19 protein-coding genes and 1 riboswitch are annotated in these 16,887 nt (G+C 67.5%); of the genes, 8 read left to right on the forward strand and 11 right to left on the reverse strand.

The annotated features are described in order from the left end of the window. Nucleotides 1–10: 10 nt before the first annotated feature. A complete protein-coding gene (locus OG405_RS07350; protein ID WP_327150862.1) occupies nucleotides 11–328 on the forward strand; it encodes an ArsR/SmtB family transcription factor in 318 nt (105 codons plus the stop codon). A gap of 23 nt (nucleotides 329–351) precedes the next feature. Here OG405_RS07350 and OG405_RS07355 read toward each other — a convergent pair whose 3' ends face one another. From OG405_RS07355 to OG405_RS07370, 4 genes are all read right to left on the reverse strand, one after another. Then, nucleotides 352–1,329 carry a glycosyltransferase family 9 protein gene (locus OG405_RS07355; RefSeq protein ID WP_327150863.1) on the reverse strand — a complete coding sequence of 326 codons (978 nt, stop codon included), beginning with the start codon at nucleotides 1,327–1,329 and terminating at the stop codon, nucleotides 352–354. Nucleotides 1,330–1,555: 226 nt separating this feature from the next. Then, a riboswitch (cobalamin riboswitch) is annotated at nucleotides 1,556–1,678 on the forward strand. A 352-nt stretch (nucleotides 1,679–2,030) separates the two neighbouring features. Then, a complete protein-coding gene (locus OG405_RS07360) occupies nucleotides 2,031–2,516 on the reverse strand; it encodes a nuclear transport factor 2 family protein (protein ID WP_327150864.1) in 486 nt (161 codons plus the stop codon). 23 nt (nucleotides 2,517–2,539) lie between these two features. Then, nucleotides 2,540–3,367, reverse strand: a complete 828-nt coding sequence (locus tag OG405_RS07365; protein WP_327150865.1) for a TIGR03619 family F420-dependent LLM class oxidoreductase — start codon at nucleotides 3,365–3,367, stop codon at nucleotides 2,540–2,542. Next, entirely contained in the window at nucleotides 3,364–4,176 is an 813-nt protein-coding gene (locus OG405_RS07370; RefSeq protein ID WP_327150866.1) for an SDR family NAD(P)-dependent oxidoreductase, read from the reverse strand. The genes OG405_RS07365 and OG405_RS07370 overlap by 4 nt, the downstream gene beginning before the upstream one ends. A 97-nt stretch (nucleotides 4,177–4,273) precedes the next feature. On the opposite strand from OG405_RS07370, the gene OG405_RS07375 reads away from it, so the two are divergent. Then, complete coding sequence (locus tag OG405_RS07375) at nucleotides 4,274–4,864, forward strand: TetR family transcriptional regulator (protein ID WP_327150867.1); 591 nt, start codon at nucleotides 4,274–4,276, stop codon at nucleotides 4,862–4,864. A gap of 11 nt (nucleotides 4,865–4,875) precedes the next feature. Here the strand turns inward: OG405_RS07375 and OG405_RS07380 are convergent, their stop codons facing one another. Then, the gene (locus tag OG405_RS07380; RefSeq protein ID WP_442790674.1) at nucleotides 4,876–5,850 is read right to left on the reverse strand and encodes a phosphatase PAP2 family protein; all 975 of its coding nucleotides are present in this window, start codon (nucleotides 5,848–5,850) and stop codon (nucleotides 4,876–4,878) included. 193 nt (nucleotides 5,851–6,043) lie between these two features. Here OG405_RS07380 and OG405_RS07385 point away from each other — a divergent pair, with 193 nt between their 5' ends. Continuing rightward, nucleotides 6,044–6,895, forward strand: coding sequence for a hypothetical protein (locus OG405_RS07385; RefSeq protein ID WP_327150868.1), 852 nt, complete (start codon nucleotides 6,044–6,046; stop codon nucleotides 6,893–6,895). Between the two features lie 9 nt (nucleotides 6,896–6,904). On the opposite strand, the gene OG405_RS07390 is transcribed toward OG405_RS07385, so the two are convergent. The 4 genes from OG405_RS07390 to OG405_RS07405 form a co-directional block, all read right to left on the reverse strand. Continuing rightward, on the reverse strand, nucleotides 6,905–7,348 hold the full coding sequence (locus OG405_RS07390) for an SRPBCC family protein (RefSeq protein WP_327150869.1): 444 nt from the start codon (nucleotides 7,346–7,348) through the stop codon (nucleotides 6,905–6,907). 47 nt (nucleotides 7,349–7,395) lie between these two features. Beyond that, nucleotides 7,396–7,749, reverse strand: coding sequence for an ArsR/SmtB family transcription factor (locus tag OG405_RS07395; RefSeq protein WP_327150870.1), 354 nt, complete (start codon nucleotides 7,747–7,749; stop codon nucleotides 7,396–7,398). Continuing rightward, complete coding sequence (locus tag OG405_RS07400; protein ID WP_327150871.1) at nucleotides 7,746–8,198, reverse strand: SRPBCC domain-containing protein; 453 nt, start codon at nucleotides 8,196–8,198, stop codon at nucleotides 7,746–7,748. Before OG405_RS07400 ends, OG405_RS07395 begins: the two co-directional genes overlap by 4 nt. Nucleotides 8,199–8,361: 163 nt before the next feature. Next, nucleotides 8,362–9,378 carry a sterol desaturase family protein gene (locus tag OG405_RS07405; RefSeq protein WP_327150872.1) on the reverse strand — a complete coding sequence of 339 codons (1,017 nt, stop codon included), beginning with the start codon at nucleotides 9,376–9,378 and terminating at the stop codon, nucleotides 8,362–8,364. 429 nt (nucleotides 9,379–9,807) lie between these two features. Here OG405_RS07405 and OG405_RS07410 point away from each other — a divergent pair, with 429 nt between their 5' ends. From OG405_RS07410 to OG405_RS07430, 5 genes are all read left to right on the forward strand, one after another. Next, nucleotides 9,808–10,143, forward strand: a complete 336-nt coding sequence (locus OG405_RS07410) for a hypothetical protein (protein WP_327150873.1) — start codon at nucleotides 9,808–9,810, stop codon at nucleotides 10,141–10,143. 91 nt (nucleotides 10,144–10,234) lie between these two features. Further along, nucleotides 10,235–11,323 carry an IS630 family transposase gene (locus OG405_RS07415; protein WP_327150874.1) on the forward strand — a complete coding sequence of 363 codons (1,089 nt, stop codon included), beginning with the start codon at nucleotides 10,235–10,237 and terminating at the stop codon, nucleotides 11,321–11,323. A 115-nt stretch (nucleotides 11,324–11,438) separates the two neighbouring features. Then, complete coding sequence (locus tag OG405_RS07420) at nucleotides 11,439–11,786, forward strand: hypothetical protein (RefSeq protein ID WP_327150875.1); 348 nt, start codon at nucleotides 11,439–11,441, stop codon at nucleotides 11,784–11,786. A 304-nt stretch (nucleotides 11,787–12,090) separates the two neighbouring features. Continuing rightward, a complete protein-coding gene (locus OG405_RS07425; protein ID WP_327152260.1) occupies nucleotides 12,091–12,945 on the forward strand; it encodes an RNA polymerase sigma factor SigF in 855 nt (284 codons plus the stop codon). A 167-nt stretch (nucleotides 12,946–13,112) separates the two neighbouring features. Further along, nucleotides 13,113–13,619 carry a flavin reductase family protein gene (locus OG405_RS07430; protein WP_327150876.1) on the forward strand — a complete coding sequence of 169 codons (507 nt, stop codon included), beginning with the start codon at nucleotides 13,113–13,115 and terminating at the stop codon, nucleotides 13,617–13,619. A 69-nt stretch (nucleotides 13,620–13,688) separates the two neighbouring features. Here OG405_RS07430 and OG405_RS07435 read toward each other — a convergent pair whose 3' ends face one another. Further along, the gene (locus OG405_RS07435; RefSeq protein WP_327150877.1) at nucleotides 13,689–14,963 is read right to left on the reverse strand and encodes a cytochrome P450; all 1,275 of its coding nucleotides are present in this window, start codon (nucleotides 14,961–14,963) and stop codon (nucleotides 13,689–13,691) included. Continuing rightward, complete coding sequence (locus tag OG405_RS07440) at nucleotides 14,963–16,600, reverse strand: class I adenylate-forming enzyme family protein (protein ID WP_327150878.1); 1,638 nt, start codon at nucleotides 16,598–16,600, stop codon at nucleotides 14,963–14,965. Before OG405_RS07440 ends, OG405_RS07435 begins: the two co-directional genes overlap by 1 nt. Between the last annotated feature and the right edge of the window lie 287 nt (nucleotides 16,601–16,887).

A 16,887-nucleotide genomic window follows, 5' to 3' on the forward strand; every position in this document is an offset into this window, starting at 1 on the left:
CACTATTTCAGTGGTCGCTAACAGAGTTGCGCCCCTGATCGCCCTGGCCGACCCCACCAGGCGCGCGATATTCGAAGCGCTGCCCGCCGGGCCACGCTCGGTCGGGGAACTCGCGACACAGGTCGGAATCAGTAGTTCGGCGGTATCCCAGCATCTGCGAGTTCTCCGGGACGCGCGGCTGGTGATGGTGCGGCCGATGGGCAATCGGCGCCTGTACTCCCTGGACCCGCGCGGGCTCGGCGACGCCCGCGACTACCTGGAACAGTTCTGGCAGAGTGCGCTGGCCGCCTACGCGGCCGCGCTCAGCGATGCACGTGAGCAGGGATAACAGTTCCGCGGGAACCGGGCGCCTCAGCCGACCCTGCGGAACGCCGCGCCGGTTACGCTCGCTTCCCCACGGCGTTTGTCCAGCTGCCGGTCCAGCGCCGCGATCACCTCGGCCGATCCGATCTGCAGCAGACCCGGGTCGGGAGTGCCGGCGAAGCGGTCGCCGGTGCGTCCCGCCCACAGCACTTCGTGCCGGTTCAGCAGATGGCTCGGCGGCCCGCCCTGCTCCGGGGGGGTGGGACCGAACAACTGCACGGTGCGGGTCCCGAAGGCGGTGGCCAGATGCGCCACGCCGGTATCGCCGCACAGGACGACCGAAGCCTCTGCCACCGTCGCCGACAATTCGATGAGGTTCTGGGTGCCGGCCAGTACCCGGCGCCCGGACAGCCCGGCGCGCGCCGCGATCCCCAGCGCGTTCTCGCGATCGTATTCGTCGCCGGTCAGCACCACCTCGTGCCCGAGGACCAGTAGATGCCGGATCACCGCCGCGAAGCGGTCGGCGGGCCAGCGTCGGGCCGGTGCGCCCGCCCCGACATGGACGACCACGCTGTCACGGTGATCGGTAGTGGCCACCGGCGGCAGGAGCCCCAGATTGCGCCGGTCCGCGCCGATCCCGTCGAACTCGAGCAGATGACACCAGCGGTCGATCGGGTGATGCTCGGGCCGCCACTCCGGTGCCGGGATCTCCGGAAACGCCGGATCCCGATAGGTGAGGATACGTTCGGCGCCGGTTTTGCCGAGTTGCACGATCGGGAGGGCACCGGGGCGGTGCAGGTTCACCGCCAATTTCGGCGGCGGACCGTCCCAGCGCAGACCCTGCGGATCGGCGATGGGAACCATCTCGTCCACGCAGGCGATCACATCGACGATGGGACGCAGATGATGTGGGGCGGCCAGCACCAGGTGATCGTTGCGACGGGCCCGGCGGAGGGCACGCAGTGCCGGGACCGCGGTGAGAAGATCACCGAGACCGCGCGCCTGAAGCACGAGAACTACCGACACCCGACTCTCCTAGCCACCTGTTGCCCGTTGCGCCGCCCCCTCTCGAACCGTCCTGGTGAGGATCCGAACACGACGAGAGCATTTCCTTGGATGACTACCCGTGGTCCTCGTGGGCAAACGTGGACCGGTCGCGGCCTGGATCACACGCTGTGCGTTCGCCTCATGCGCCGGCACCGCCCGCCACCTGCCGAGACGGGCGTCGCGCGCGATGAGCCCGTGGTCACCCGAGGGGTGCTCGCGTATGCGTCCGACGTCCGTGGGGAAGTCCGGTGTGAATCCGGCGCTGTCCCGCAATTGTGTGGCTCGTGTAGGGCCGCAACCAGATACCCGCGGATGAACCAGGAACGGTCATGATCACGTGGGTATCGATCGATGCGCCGAACGAGCCGCTCGATTCGCGGCCCGTTTCGCATGTCTTCGTCGCGTGGTCTACGACGGTCTGTTCGGAGTGGACGGTTCGATGACACCTATCCCACGGCTCCCGCAGTCGGCGGAACCCCGTCGGCCGCCCGGACACTCGCGGGTGGATCCGGTCTCACCTTGGTATCCACACCTGGCAGCGGTATCTATTCTTCGCCATGAAGACCGATCGCCCGCCGTGGGTGTGCTGCTGCCGCAGTTCGTCGGCACCGCAGAGCAGATCGCCGATCAGATCGAGGCGGGTTCACCGGCGGCGAGGCCGACGGCTACTCCCGGTGTGCTCAGCCGTCCGTACGAGAAGTATTGTCGAGCAACAGGTCCCGGGCCTCGGGGCCGCCGTCGAGGGCGCGGGTGACCCGGCGGCTGATTCGCCAACCCGCCGGGGTGCGGGTGAGCCGGAAACTGTTGGCACCTGCACGCCATACGCGGTAGCCGTCGTCGTAGTGGCGTACCAGTAGCGATTCGCAGACCGCCGTCGCCTCGTCACCCTCGAGTACGATCCGCGCCGGGCCGAGGAAATGCGTACAGCCCGTATCGATCAGGGACCGGTGCGCTGCCGACTCGACCATCGCGTGGATATCCGCCCGACCCCGCATATGCCAGCCCTCGACGTCGTATATACCGTCTTCGGTCCACAGCTGCGCCACTTCCGCGGCGGCGCCGGCATCGACGAACGGGCCGTAGGAGGCGAGGAGCCGGGCGATCTCCCCTTCGTCTTCCAGCCGACGCATGCGTTCCTCGAGGCGTGCGAGTCGTTCCTCGTCCACAGCTTTCCTTTCCGTCGTGGGTCTCAAAGCGGCGTGGCCACTGCGATCAGGGCCGCGAGTTGAGCGCAATAGTGATCGATATCGGTGGCCCGGACCGCACAGCAGGCGACGGTGGCGCCGATATCGCGCAACCCGGCCAGCCGCCGCCGGGCGCCGTCGGGATCGGTGAGCGGGTTCAATGCGCGACCCGGGCTCAGCACCACTTCGAAGTCCGGTGGCAGGGTCACCGCGTGCAGGTGCGCGGACAGTGCGTCCGGGGACAGGCCGAACGGAACCCAGCCGGTACCCAGTGCCACGGCCCGGCGCAGCGACCGGCGGGTGCGGCCGCCGACCCACAGGGGTGCGGTGGTCGAGGTCGCGGCCGGATCGATGACGAAATCCCCGACTTCCCGGCGACCCCACGCGTCGCGCAATTCGGCGAGTGCGCGTTCGGCGGCGGCGCCGCGTCCGGCCCATTCCGCGTCCAGCAGCGCGAATTCTGCTTCCAGCGATCCGACGCCCACACCCAGCACGACTCGGCCGCCGCTGAGCCGATCGAGCGTGCCGTAGCTCTTCGCGAGTGCCAGCGGATGGTGGTATCCCAGAACGACGACCGAGGTCGCCAACCGGATCCGGCCGGTGCGTGCCGCGAGATAGGACAGAGTCGCCAGCGGGTCCCAATAGGTCGATCCGCGGGCGCCCGCCTCGGCCGTGGGGATCGCGACGTGCTCCGAACAGGTCAGATGGTCGAAACCGAGATCATCGGCGGTTTCCGCGATCCGGGCGAGTTCGGCGGGTCCGGCGCCGGCTTCCCAGGAGGAGGCGATTCCGGGGACCCGTACCACGATCGGGGTGGACAGGCCGACCCTCATCGGTGCCGGTCCTCGGTGGCGCCGATGATGCGGCGCATCATCCGGTCGGCTCCCAGGACCGCCGCCGCGCGATCGGGTTCGCTGCGCCGGGCGGCCAGATGTTCATGGGCGCCGATGACATGGACCGGGCCCCGGCTCAGCGCGGCCAAGCCTTCGGACGCCACGTCGGCGGGTTCGGAGACGGGCATCCCGGGGATGTCGAAGTCGAGGCCGACGCGCTCCATCGCCGGTGTCCGTGTCACGCCGAGTACGAGTTCGAGCACATCCACACCGTCCTCGCGCAGTTCCAGCCAGAGGCTCTCGGCGAAGATCCGTCCGAAGGCCTTCACGCCGCCGTAGACCGTATGCCGCCGTGATCCCAGATATCCGGCCAGCGATCCCACCAGCAGGATGCCGCCGCGTCGCCGGTCACGCATCGCGTTGCCGAAGCCGTGGACCAGGGTCAGCGGTGTAGTGATGTTGAGATCTATGACCTGCTGGAAGGCGGCGGGGTCGCCGTCGAGGAAATCGGCGCTGTGGGTGTTGGCGCCCGCGTTGTGCACCAGTAGCCCGACCTCGACATCGGAGGCCGCGTCGAGTACTGCTCGCGCCGCGTCCGGCTCGGTGAGGTCGGCGGTCAGCGTGCGGACTTCTACGCCGAGTGCCCGGCACTGCTCGGCGGTATCGGCCAGGGGACCGGGCCGCCGGGCCACCAGCAGCAGGTGGAGTCCGGATTCCGCGAGTCGTAGGGCGAACGATCGGCCCACACCCTCGGAGCCGCCGGTGATCACCGCCCAGGGGCCGTAGCGCACGGGGTCGAGGTGGGTCATAGGTATGTCTCCGTTCGAGTTCCGGCCACACCCAGTTCTACAACCGGCGACGCGGAAATACTAGAGTGAATTCTACTTTTCCGATCGGAGGTACACAGTGCCACGGATTGCCGAACCCCGGGAACCCGGCCGGGCGACCACCACCATCCAGCACGCCCGTCGCCGCGCGATCCTGCGCGCGGCCGCCCGGCTCGGTGCCGAAGAGGGGCTCGAACGAGTCCAGATGTCCGATATCGCCGCAGCGGCCGGGGTCGCGCTGGGGACGCTCTACCGCTACTACCCGTCCAAACATCACCTCTACTCGGGCGTCCTGGAGTCGGCCGTCGCCGATCTGCCGCTGGCGGCACAGGTGCCGGACGACCCGGTGGGCGCCGTCGCCGACCTGCTCGAATCCGCGGTGACCGGCCTGCTCCGGCGACCCCGGCTGGGGCGGGCCATGCTGGTCTCGGCCAATGCGGTCCGGTCGGCCGGAACGGTGCCGGTCGACACCACGATGCGTGATCGGATCATCGCCGCCGCCGGGATCACCGAACCGGATGCCGCGGATCAGCAACTGGCCCGGCTGGCCGAGCAGTGCGCCTACGGCATCCTGACCTGGGCGACCGCCGGCCAGCTGAGTGCGGATCAGGCCGTGGCCGACATCCGCCGGGCCTGCACCCTGCTGCTCGGGCCCTGGGCCGGCCGGTAGGGCCGGGCCGGCTAGCCACCGCCGACCGGCCCGGTCGCCGGAGCCGGTTGTAGTGCGGCGGGTGCGCGCCGGCGTTCCCACATTCGGGCCAGCAGAATCGCCAACCCGACGTACACCCAGCCCAGCAGCACATCGATGACATAGTGCTCACCCCCGTACACCAGGGTGAACCCCATCGCGATCGGGAAGACCGCCAGCGGAACCCGCCACCACCAGTGCCGGGCCAACGGCCACAAGGCGACAGAGACCAGCAGCGCGAAGGCCGCGTGCAGTGACGGTACCGCGGCGACGGGATTGCTGTGCGCGGCCAGCCAGTCCGCGCCGATATCGGCCGAGTACAACTGGAACCCGAACCCGGTGCTCCGATGGATCTCGGCCTCGATCACCCCGGCACGGGCGGCGTACCAGGGCGGCGCGGCGGGTATCAGAACGTAGGTCAGCAGACCGAGATAGGACAGCAGCAGAATCCGGCGCATATATTTCGACCAGCGCTCCCGCGACTGTACGTAGAAGACAGCGGCGAGCAGCCACGGCACCAGGAAATGGCTGGTGTAGACGAGCCCGGTGAGCACGGTCCACCAGGGGCGCCCGCCGTCGTCGGCCAGCTGCTCCTGTAGCCAGACCGTCGGGATGGTGCCGCCGAACAGCCCGCGTTCCACCACGGCGGGTTCCCGGACTCGCACCGGCATCCCGAGGGTGTTGGCGATCCCTCGGCTGTGGTCGTAGACGACCAGTGCGGCGATCAGCGGCACCCAGTCGACGAGAATGCGCACTTGGTCGCGCCACGGGCGGTCCGGCGTGAATGCCGCGATGCCCACGACGATCCACAGCGCCTGATAGATCCGCTGGGTCGGCGGGCCGAAGAGCACGGTGACGATGACGAGCGCGAGAAGGTACGCCGACCACACGCCACTGCGCAACAGTCTGCGGTGCCGTTGCGCGGCCGGTACCTCGGTGGTGGGGGCACCCATCCCCACAGTTTTCATCAACCGAACCGGAGCTGCCGCCGCGACCTGCGGAAACGACGCGTGATCGAGACCGCCGCCGCAGCCGGGCTCAGAGCCCGGTGAACGCTCCGCGATAGGCCCGGTGAACGCTCCGCGATAGATGGAACCACCGTGATCGCAATCGCGGGACGGTCCTGGTTCGCTGCGGGCACAGCCTCTAGGCTCGGGCGTTATGAGCCTGGGCGAGGTGGCCGCCGATCTGTACGGGCTGGCGCCCGGGGACTTCGTCGCCGCGCGCGACGCTCGGGCGGCTGCAGCCAGGGAATCCGGTGATCGGGAGCTGGCGGCGGCGATTTCTGCCCTGCGCAAACCGACCGTTGCGGGATGGACGGTGAATATGCTGGTGCGCGCCGCGCCCGGCGAGGTCGACGCCCTGCTCCGGCTCGGTGCCGATCTGCGGACCGCGCAGCGGCAATTGTCCGGTGAACAGTTGCGTGAGCTGACCCGGCAGCGGCGGCAGGTGGTGGACGCGCTCACCGGTCGGGCGGGAGAGTTGGTCGCCGGGCAGGGCCGGCCCGTCTCGGATGCGGTTCTGCGGCAGGTGAGCGAAACGCTGACCGCGGCGCTGGCCGATCCGGAGATCGCCGAACGGGTCCGGACCGGCACCCTGGTGGCCGCAGAGACTTACGCGGGGTTCGGACCGGTGGAACCGGACCTCAGCGTGGTCCGGGACGGGGCGAACCCCGCCGTTTCCGGTGCGCGACGGAAAACGACACATTCTGCCGAATCTGCCGCGGACCAGGATGATCGGGAGGCGCGGGTCGAAGCACAACGTCAGCGTGAGCAGGAGCGGGCACGGGCGGCGGAGGCGGCCGCGCAGGAGGCTCTCACCAGTGCGGAACTGGAGGCGCGACAGGCCGCCGAGCACCTCGGGGCCACCGAGGCCCGGCTGGCGGAACTACGCGACGAGCTCACCGCAGTGGAAGCCCGGCGCCGGTTCGCCCGTAACGCCGATCGGGCCGCCCGGGACGCCGTCCGGGCGGCAACGGTCGAATGGGAGCGGGCGCGGCGCCGGTTGCGGTGAACCGGTGGGTCAATTCCAGTCGTCGATCTTCACATCGTGCGGGTCCGGCGCGCCCTTACCCGTTTCCACCAGCGATTTCATGCTCAGGAGGAAGGTCGCCCATTTGGTACTGCAGTGATACATGAACTCCACCGGCTCCCGCCAGCCCTCGTGTTCGAACAGTACGACGGTGTAGGTGTCGGCCCGGGTGATTTTCCAGTCGATATGGGTGCCGATCCATTCGGCGGGACCTTCGATCACTTCCCAGCGGACGTGCTCGCCCGGGGTCAGTTCGACCACCTTCATATCGAAACCGCCCGCGACGAACCGGAATTGCAGCAGGCCGCCGATATCGCTGCCCTTGCCTCGGGTATCCGAAGCCCACCAGCCGGCCAGCCCTTCGGGTGTGGTCAAGGCGGTATATATCTCGGCCGGAGCCGCTTCGACGCCGACTCTGTGCAGTATGTTCACCATGGTCGATACCTCTTCTCTCCGGATGTATTTCGATCTGCGGTAAGGATTTACTGCTGGCCGCTCTGCTGGTCCTGGACCCGCTGGATCGCCTCGGCGATGCTCTTGATCCGGCGCAGCCGGGCATCCCAGGCCGCGCCCACCGACGACAGCTGGGCGACCGCCCGGGCGAGTTGGGCCTCGTCTACCCGGTATCGGCGTTCCCGGCCGGTGGCGGTGGCGTGCACCAGTCCGGCGCGGTCGAGTACGCCGAGATGTTTCGCGACGGCCTGCCGCGTCACGGGTAGTCGCTCGCTGAGGCCGGTGGCGGTGCCCTCGCCCGCGGCGAGCAGTAGGTCGAGCATGCGGCGACGGGTCGGGTCGCCTATGGCGGACCACAGGCGGTCGTCGACTGCGGTGGTCACGGCGTGGAGACCAGCCGGGTGACGTATTCGCCCAGACGGGGCAGGTAGAAGTCCCAGCCGTCGATATGTTCGCGGTGTTCTTCCTGCGCCAACGCGTCCGCCCAGCCCATTTCCCGGAAACCGGTCTCGGTGAGCCGGATCCTGGTTCCCGTTCCGGCGGGCGCGAGTTCGAAGGTGACCAGCAGTGAGCCGGCGGAATCATCGACGGCTCCGCCGGGGTAGCACCAGCGGAAGGAGAACAGGCGCGGTGGGTCGACGTCCACGACCGACATCGGCGCGACCTGTTTGCGGTCACCCCAGACGAACTCGCCGGTCGCGCCGGGTACCGGTTCGAAACCGGCATCGTCGGTCCACCACTGAGCGATGTGCTCGGGCCGGCTGACCACCTCGAAGACCACCTCGGGGGAGGCCTCCACATGGATCTCGCGTTCGACACTGCCGTACTCCATACGCTTCCTCCTATATGCAACTGTTGGTTGCGTATTACGGTAGCGTGCGACAGTTCAATGCGCAACCATAGGTTGCGCATTCTTGTTTCATGTCCTGTGCCCCAGGTGAGCCGGTCTCCGCGGGTGGCCGAAAACGACCTGCTCGATCGCCCACCTCGGCCCCTCACCGCAGTAACGGCTCCAGTGCCGGTTCGGTGCTGGAGTCGGCAGTGGGGGTCGGTGGGAACGGCCCGGTGGGCGGCTGCGGGATCCCGGCAACCACGGGTGCCGCGACGGGGAGTGATATGCCGATGTGCGGGCCCCCGGCCCTGCGGGACGGTGAACCGGCGGGCGCCTTTTCACGGTATCCGGGCGGTGCGAGCAGATAGCCGAACCGGCCCGCCCAGGTCTTCGCGTTCGCGATATCGCAAAGCATCGCGGCGAATTCGGCGTAGTTCACCCGAATCGGATTCCGGGTGTCGATATTGTGGACCAACCCGTACCGGGCCGGCTCGACCTCGTCGGCATAACTGCCGAACAGGCGGTCCCAGACGATGAAGACACCGCCGTAGTTCCTGTCCAGGTACGGGTTGTTCGAACCGTGGTGTACACGGTGATGTGACGGGGTGTTGAACAGGTACTCGATCGGACCCCACACTCTGCCCACCCGTTCGGTATGAATCGGGAACTGGAACAACAGATTCAACGATTGCATCAGCAGCACCATCCACACCGGGATCCCCAACAGCGCCGCCGGCGCGAAGAACATGCCGCGCACCAGCATCGACGGGTTCAACCACGGCAATCGGATCGCGGTGGAGAGGTTGAAATACTGCGACGAGTGGTGCACCGAATGCGAGGTCCACATCAGCCGCACCCGGTGATCCGCGCGATGGGCCCAGTAGTAGAAGAAGTCCACCACTACGAAGGCCAGCGGCCACACCCACCAGGTGCCGGTATCCAGATGGAAGGGGGCGAGAGCGGCGGCCAGCGCGAGCGGACCCACGACACTGATCGCGGTCAGGATCGGTTTGGTGACGCGGCTCAGGACAAACGTCGCGATATTGGTCGCGACCTCCTTGCCGTCGTAACCGTGCAAGCCGGGCCGGGTGTCCGGATCGATCCGGCTCGCGATCCACTCCGCGAGCATCAGGAGCACGAAGGCGATCAGAGTGGGGACCGCGAAGAGTAGATCGTGCATCTGCCGAACCTTTCGTCGGTGAGCTTGCTGGTCATGAAGAAGAATGCCGCGCGAGGGTGGGGCGGCGATATGGCCATGATGAGGAGTCTCTGAGGAAGTGGCCGTGGCCGCCCCCGGCAAGTCCGCCCGCGCTCCGGGAGCCGGTCGCGTGGGGCCGGCAAGGGTCATTGCCGGACCGCTCGCCGCGCCTGCGCGGGGCGACGATCGACCCGGTCCGCACGTAGACCGATACTTGCTGGTCAGATGGCCTACCGGCCAATAATCTTCCGGAGGCCCCCGTCCGTGCCCGGCCCGAAAACACAGTGCGCGCGCTTTTTCCGGCAGGGGACACCGGCGCGTCGGCGGTAGACCACGGGGCGGTTCGACTGTAATGGTCGGCGCCCGATCGGTTTACGAGTGTGGTGTCCTCCCTGACAGGAAGGTTCTTGCATGCGTCGTTCTGTGCTGGCTCTGGGTGCGGTGGTGTTCGCGGTGGTGACGACCTCGGCCGTGGGCAATACCGCGCATGCCGCGACCGGGCAGGTCGCGCTGCGGTGGACGGTCGACGGGAGCCGGGTGCACAAGGTCATCGACAACCCCAGCGGCTGTATCGATCTCAGTGCCGTGGGCGTGATCGGCCGGGCGTCGGTCCGCAATCTCACCGACCGGAAGGTCAAACTCTGGAACGGTATCGGCTGCCGCGGGACCTATGGCGGCGGTATCGAGCACGGCGAGCGCAACGGTCGGTGGGGTTATCCGGACTGGAGTATCTACATCTCGTCCTAGTGCCTCGTCCAGATAGGTTGCGCCGGTATTCCGGGGTGTCGGTTTGATCGTGTGCTTGCCGACGGCGATGCTGCCCGTGGAGGTGGTGTCGATGGCCCGGAAACCAGAAGTATTCGTGCGGGAGGTGTCTCCGGAAGAGGGACGCCGACTGCAGAAGATCACCAAAACCAGCAAACAGCCGATCAGGACCCGACGCGCGATCGTGGTGATGGCCTCAGCGCAACATCAACCCGTTCCGGCGATAGCGAGGCTGATGCAGGTCTCGGAAGCCTATGTGCGGCAAGTGATCCACGACTTCAACGAACGGGGGTTCGAAGCATTGGACCCAAAATGGAGCGGGGGCAGACCGCCGAAGACCGATCGGGCGACGCGTGAACGTATCGCCTGCATCGCCCGGTGCTGCCCCCGCGACCTCGGCTATCCGTTCTCGACGTGGAGCCTGTCGAAACTCCGAGACATGCTGGCCACCAGCAAAATCGCTGATATCAGCCGCGAAACCTTACGCACGATCCTGCGCGAGCAGGGCGTGTCCTGGCAGGCCACCAAGACCTGGAAAGCAGGCACCGACCCCGACTTCACCACCAAGATGAACCGCATCCTGGACCTCTACGACCACCCACCCGCCGACGGGCGAGTGATCTGTGTCGACGAGTTCGGGCCGTTGAACCTGCAACCCCGCCCCGGGCGCGGCTGGTTCCCGGCCCGCAAGCCGCGCCGGCTGCGGGCGACCTACCACCGCGACCACGGAGTGCGGCATCTACTCGGGGCGTTGGACCTGGCCACCGGCCGTATTCACTACCGGATCCGGGACCGCAAACGATGGATCGAGTTTCTGGCCTTCCTGAAAACACTGCGGGCCCGCTGGCCCGGCGAGAAGCTGTACGTCATCGCCGACAACTTCTCCCCGCACAAACGGGCCGAAGTTCGGGACTGGGCCGCGGCCAACAACGTGGAGTTGGTGTTCCTGCCGACCTATTCGTCCTGGCTGAACTGGATCGAATCGGAATTCGCCGCGTTGCGGTACTTCGCCCTCAACGGCACCGACCACCGCAGCCACAACGAACAAGACGCCGCGATCGGCGCCTACATCCGCTGGCACAACCAGCACGCCCGACCCAAACGAGACTTCGCCGTCAACTCCACAATCCGGCGCCCCGATTACCTATCCAACGTTGCTTGACGAGGCACTAGCCTGCGAACCGGGCTGAGCGCAGAGGTGACGCTCCCGGCGGATTCTGCCCGTGAGCGGAGTGGAATTCGGGGTATTCGGCCGGTGAGACCCCTGGAGGTGGTGTGTGAAGGCCGAAGACGAGAGTGCCGCGCCGAGTTCGGTGAGCCCGTTCAATCCGGCGGATCCGCTCGATCCGACGAGCCCGGTGAATCCGGCGAGTCCGCTGGATCCCGAGGATGCGCTCAACCCCGCGGGCACGGCGGTTCCCGTGGTCCCGCTGACCGAGGAGCAACCGATGCGCACCTGGTTGTGGCCCACGCTGATCATCTTCGGCCTGGTGATCGGGGGTGCGATCCTGGTGATGATCCTGGTGAGCACAGCGGATTTCGGCAGTGATCCGGCGGAGGTGACGCCGACCCCGGGCGGGTGCCAGGGCTTCTGCACGACCACGGTCGCACCACCGGGACGGTGAGTGCGCGGCGGGGGCGCACCCGTACGGTGTGCCCCCGCCTGTTCACGGTCGTTATTGCGCCGGGCCGCCGCCGCCTCGTCACCGGAGTCCTCGGCGCCCGCCACGGGACGCATGACCGTTTTCGCGCGTCCGAAACATGCGGGGCTGCGGGGCAGGTGGCAGCGCCGGCGTCCCCCTGTGGCGCGATTCGCACTCGCGAGATTTTCAGATCACGTTTCGATTACCGTGCGATGCGGGTATCCCGGGTGTAACGAGACGATGGGGAAAACCCGAGGAGCCTCCGGTGAACGAAACGACCGAACCCATGACCGACCACCGCCCGGCGGACCGGCCGGCGCGCACCGGCCATGCGCCCGGAGACGGTGACAGCTACGACAACATCGAACCGCTGTTCGCCGACCTCGGGGCGCTGGCGCCCGAGGACCCGCGTCGGCGCGCATTGCGCGAGCAGATCGTGCATCGCTGCCTGCCGCTGGCCGAACATATCGCGCGGCGTTTCGCCGGCCGCGGCGAATCGTTCGACGATCTGCTCCAGATCTCCCGGCTCGGCCTGGTGCAGGCGGTCGACCGCTTCGATCAGGAACGGGGCAGTTCTTTCCTGTCCTTCGCCATCCCGACCATCATGGGCGAGGTGCGTCGCCACTTCCGCGATCACACCTGGGCGGTGCGGGTGCCGCGGGGGACCAAGGAACTGCATCAGCGGATCGGCCCGGCCACCGAAACCCTGTATCAGCGGCTCGGCCGAATGCCCACCGCACGGGAGATCGCGACCGAGCTCGGTGCCGACCTCACCGATGTCACCCGTGCGCTCATCGCCGGTAACGCCCACACCAGCAAGTCGCTGGACGCGGGCACCGACGATCAGGACAACGAGACCTCGCCACCGGCGGTACTGGCCCGGCTGGGCGGGGAGGACCCCTGCTACCGATTGCTCGAGGACGCCATGACGATGCGTCCGCTGATCGCGGAACTGCCGCAGCGGGAACGGCAGATCCTGGTGTGGCGGTACTTCGCGAACATGACCCAGGTCGAGATCGCCGAACGGCTCGATATCTCGCAGATGCAGGTGTCGCGGATCCTCGCCAAAACATTGCGGACACTGCGCGAACAGGCGCTGGCCGAACCCGAGGACGCCGATTCGATCACCACGGCCGCCTGAATTACGGCGATCGGACCGGCTTCACCAGGTGTCCACCGGTTCGGTTCCGACCCCCGCACGCAACCAGGCCATGGCCCGCGCTCGGGACTTGATCAACCAGGTGCGCGTGCACACGCGGTGGCGACGGGGCTTGCCGCGCGGGCGACCGGGCCTGATATACAGGGCGCATGCTGGCGAACTCGGAATCCGAGTCCTACGTCCTCGACGACCTGGCGGCCGCTGCCGACGCGCCTGTCTACCTGGTCACCGTCGCCGCGGACGATGAGCGTTCGGGCTGCTTGGTCGGGTTCGCGTCCCAGACCGGGATCGATCCCGCCCGGTTCTTGGTCTGCCTGTCGAAAGCGAACCACACCTATCGGGTCGCGCCACGGGCAGAGTTCATGGCCGTCCATCTGGTGAGTGCGAAGAATACCGGCCTCGCCGAGTTGTTCGGGGCCGAAACCGGCGACGAGATCGACAAGTTCGACCGGTGCCGGTGGCGGCCGGGACCGCACGGGGTCCCCGTGCTGATCGATGCCGTGGCCTGGTTCTCCGGTCGTATCCTCACCCGATACGACTTCGGTGATCACGTCGGCTTCCTGCTCGCACCGGTGGACGGCGAGGCACCGGCGGATGCTCCGGCGGTGCTCCGTTTCCACCATGTCGCCGCGATGCGGCCCGGTCATCCGGCTTGATGCCGCGGCCGGTGGGTCAAATGTCGCCGATGGCCGGGCGGGTGCCTGGCGTAGGTGGGGTGCCAGGCTTCAGCGGCCTGTGCTGACCAGCAGGTGGCGGGGCCCGCGGATAACCCGCGACGGGCAGTACGCGGGTCTGCCCACCGCATGTACTCGCGGGAAACGGTGGTAGAGGGCGCGCAGCGCGATCTCGCCCTCCATCCGGGCCAGTCCCGCGCCCAGGCAGTAGTGGACACCTGCTGCGAAAGACAGATGCTCCCGGGCGTTCGGTCGGGTGATATCGAAACGGCCAGGTTCGTCGAACACCGCCGGATCGCGGTTGGCGGCAGCCAGCAGGGCCACCACCGGGGTGCCCCGGGGCAGCTGCCGACCGGCCAGTTCGAGAGGTTCGCCGACCACTCGGACGCTGTACTGGGCGGGTGCTTCCCACCGCAGTGTTTCCTCCACGACGGCGCCCGCCAGATCGGGGTCGGCGGCTAGCAGTTCGTGCTGATCGGGGTTCTCCGACAGCGCGATCACCGCATTGCCGATGATATTGGCGGTGGTGACGAAACCGCCGATGAGTAGTGCCTGACAGGTGGACACCAGACCGGCCTCGGTCATAGCGCCCTCGTCGACCGCGGCGGTGAGCGCGGTGATCAGGTCGGGGCCGGGCGCGGCGCGGCGAGCTGCGACCGCTGCCGCGAAATAGTCGGTGAGCTCGGCCAGCAGCACCTGGGTGCGGCGGCGTTCGCGCGCACCGCGTGCTCCGTCGACGGTCGCGCCGAATTCGATTCCCCAGCGGGCGAAATGATCGTGGTCGGTGGCCGGGAGGCCGAGCAGTTCGGCGATGACCAGACTCGGGATGCGCAGGGCGAAGGCGTCGATGAGGTCGACCGGTTCGGTGCTGTCGAGCGCGTCCAGTTGCCGCTCGACCAGTTCTTCGACGAATGAGCGACGCGCCCGCATCTGCGCAGCGCCGAAGAGCGGGGCGACAAGTCTGCGTAATGCGGTGTGTTCAGGTGGGTTCGCCGAGGCCAGAGAGTCGTCGAGCGGATGCACCAGAAAATCGGTCCGCTGCTCGGGCAGGGGGCGCAGTTTCAACCGGACGGCGGAGGTGGGCGCGACCTTGAACCGGTTGTCGCGCAGCAGCTCGTTGCATACGGCGTGCGAGGCCGACATACACAGGCCGCTGCGCCCGCGGACCAGATCTCCGCCGGACCGGATCCGCTCGTAGTGGGTGTGTCCGTCGGCCCCCCGGGGCAGGTTCAGGATCGAGGCGACCGGATCTCCCATAACAGTGGAGGTGCGCAGTCGTAGCGAGTTCCGGTACAACCGGGCGATCGTGCGTAGTTCGCCGCTCATCAGGTCTCCTGCGGTGCGCGCAGTTTCGGGGCCCGTTCGATCCCGCGTGCGGCGAGCTCGTCCCGGATACGTTCGCGCAGTACGTATTTCTTGATCTTGGTGCCGGACATCGGCCATTCGTCGACGAACCGGACGTAGCGGGGTGCCCGATAGGTCGCGATACTGCCGAGGCAGTAGTCGATGATCTCCTGTTCGGTCACCGTCGCGCCCGGGGCCAGTTCGATGAAGGCGGCCGGCACCTCGACGTAGTAGGAATCCGGCGCGGCTACCACCTGCACGATATGAACAGCGGGATGACGAAGCAGGAAGTCCTCCACCTCGACCGCGGAGACGTTCTCCCCTCCCACTTTGAGCATGTCCTTGAGGCGGCTCACGAAGGTGACCCGGCCCTCGGCATCCATGACCGCCACATCACCCGTGTGAAACCAGCCCTGCTCGTCGAAGCACCGTGCGGTGAGTTCCGGATCGTGCAGGTAGCCGTCGAAACAATTGGTCCCACGGAACAGCAGTTCGCCTTCGGAACCGGGCGGTAGATCGAGCCCGGTCTCGGGATCGACGACCCGGCATTCCATACCGGGCAGCGGCCTGCCGCCGGTGGTGGTCCGCTGCTCCTGGGTATCGCTCTGTTCGCTCAGCGAGAGGAAGGACGAGGCCTCGGTCATGCCGAAACAAGAGACCTGTACCGCGTGCGGCAGCCGGTTCGCCATCTCGCGGACGCGCTCCGGGACACCGACCGTCATCACCAGGCGCAGCGCCGACAGCTCGCGGGTGGCGAAATCCGGATGGTTCAGCACCGGCAGCCAGACCGTCTCGAAACCGGGCAGAGCGACCGTGGCGCGTTGCGATTCGAGCTGATCGAGCGCGGTATCGGGCCGGAAGAAGCCGACGTGGCAATAGGTGCAGCCCGCATAGATGCTGGCGATCGCGAAAGCGACCGCACCGATGTGGAACAGGGGGAGCGGAGTCCACACGCGGTCGTTCGCGTCGAGTCCGAGACGAGTGTGCGCCGCGCCCGCCGCGAACCGGATCAGCGCCTCGTGGCTGATCATGGCGCCCTTCGGGCTGGCGGAGGTGCCGGAGGTGTACATGACCACCGCGGTATCACGGACGCGGACGTAGCGGCTGCGCTCGTAGAGCACCGCGGGATCCAGTTCCGTTGCGGCGTCGAGGAAGTCGCATTCACTGCGGATACCGGAGGACGGCTCGCCCGGTCCCAACCGGACCACCTCGCGTAGCCGTGCGGCCTGCTGCCGAACCGTATCGGGAACCGGCGTGTCGGAATGCACGAACAGTAGCCGCATTCGGGAGTGGTTCACCACCTGGGCGAGTTCGTGTTCCTTGAACCGGCTGTTGATCGGAACCGGCAGCGCGCCGAGCCGTGTCACCGCGAAAAGCGCAGCAATGGAATCGGGGCAGTTGGGCAGCAGGATGCCGACCGTATCGCCGGCCGTCACGCCGATGGCGAGTAGTCCGCGGGCGAGTAGGTCGGCTCGGGCCGAGAGCTGCGCATAGGTCACTTCGACATCCGGGAAGACCAGCGCGGCGCGATCGGGATGTTCGTGGGCCCGCCGATCCAGTAGATCGCCCACTGTCGTGACATCGACCCAGCGCAGCGGTGCGAGATCTCCACGGTTCATTTCATGACTCCGAATCCACCGGAACAGCGCCTCCGGCAGGCGGGAACGTACCGCACCGAATGCGGTGCCGCAAACGGTAGCTCGAAAGCCGGGAATGGGGCAATCCCGACATGGATCACAGGGGGTTGTCGGGGCGCGGAACGGCTTCTCCATGTCCTTTTGCGCGTGCTGATGCAAGTTTGCACTTTCCCAATGCTGGGGGTTCGTATGGGTGGTTGCGTTGTGTTAGCTTCGCCGGTGTCGGCGTCTCTTCGCCGTATGAATGTCCCCGGTGGTGCGCGGAGCGA

It is taken from the genome of Nocardia sp. NBC_01329 (assembly GCF_035956715.1).
Taxonomy (GTDB): domain Bacteria; phylum Actinomycetota; class Actinomycetes; order Mycobacteriales; family Mycobacteriaceae; genus Nocardia.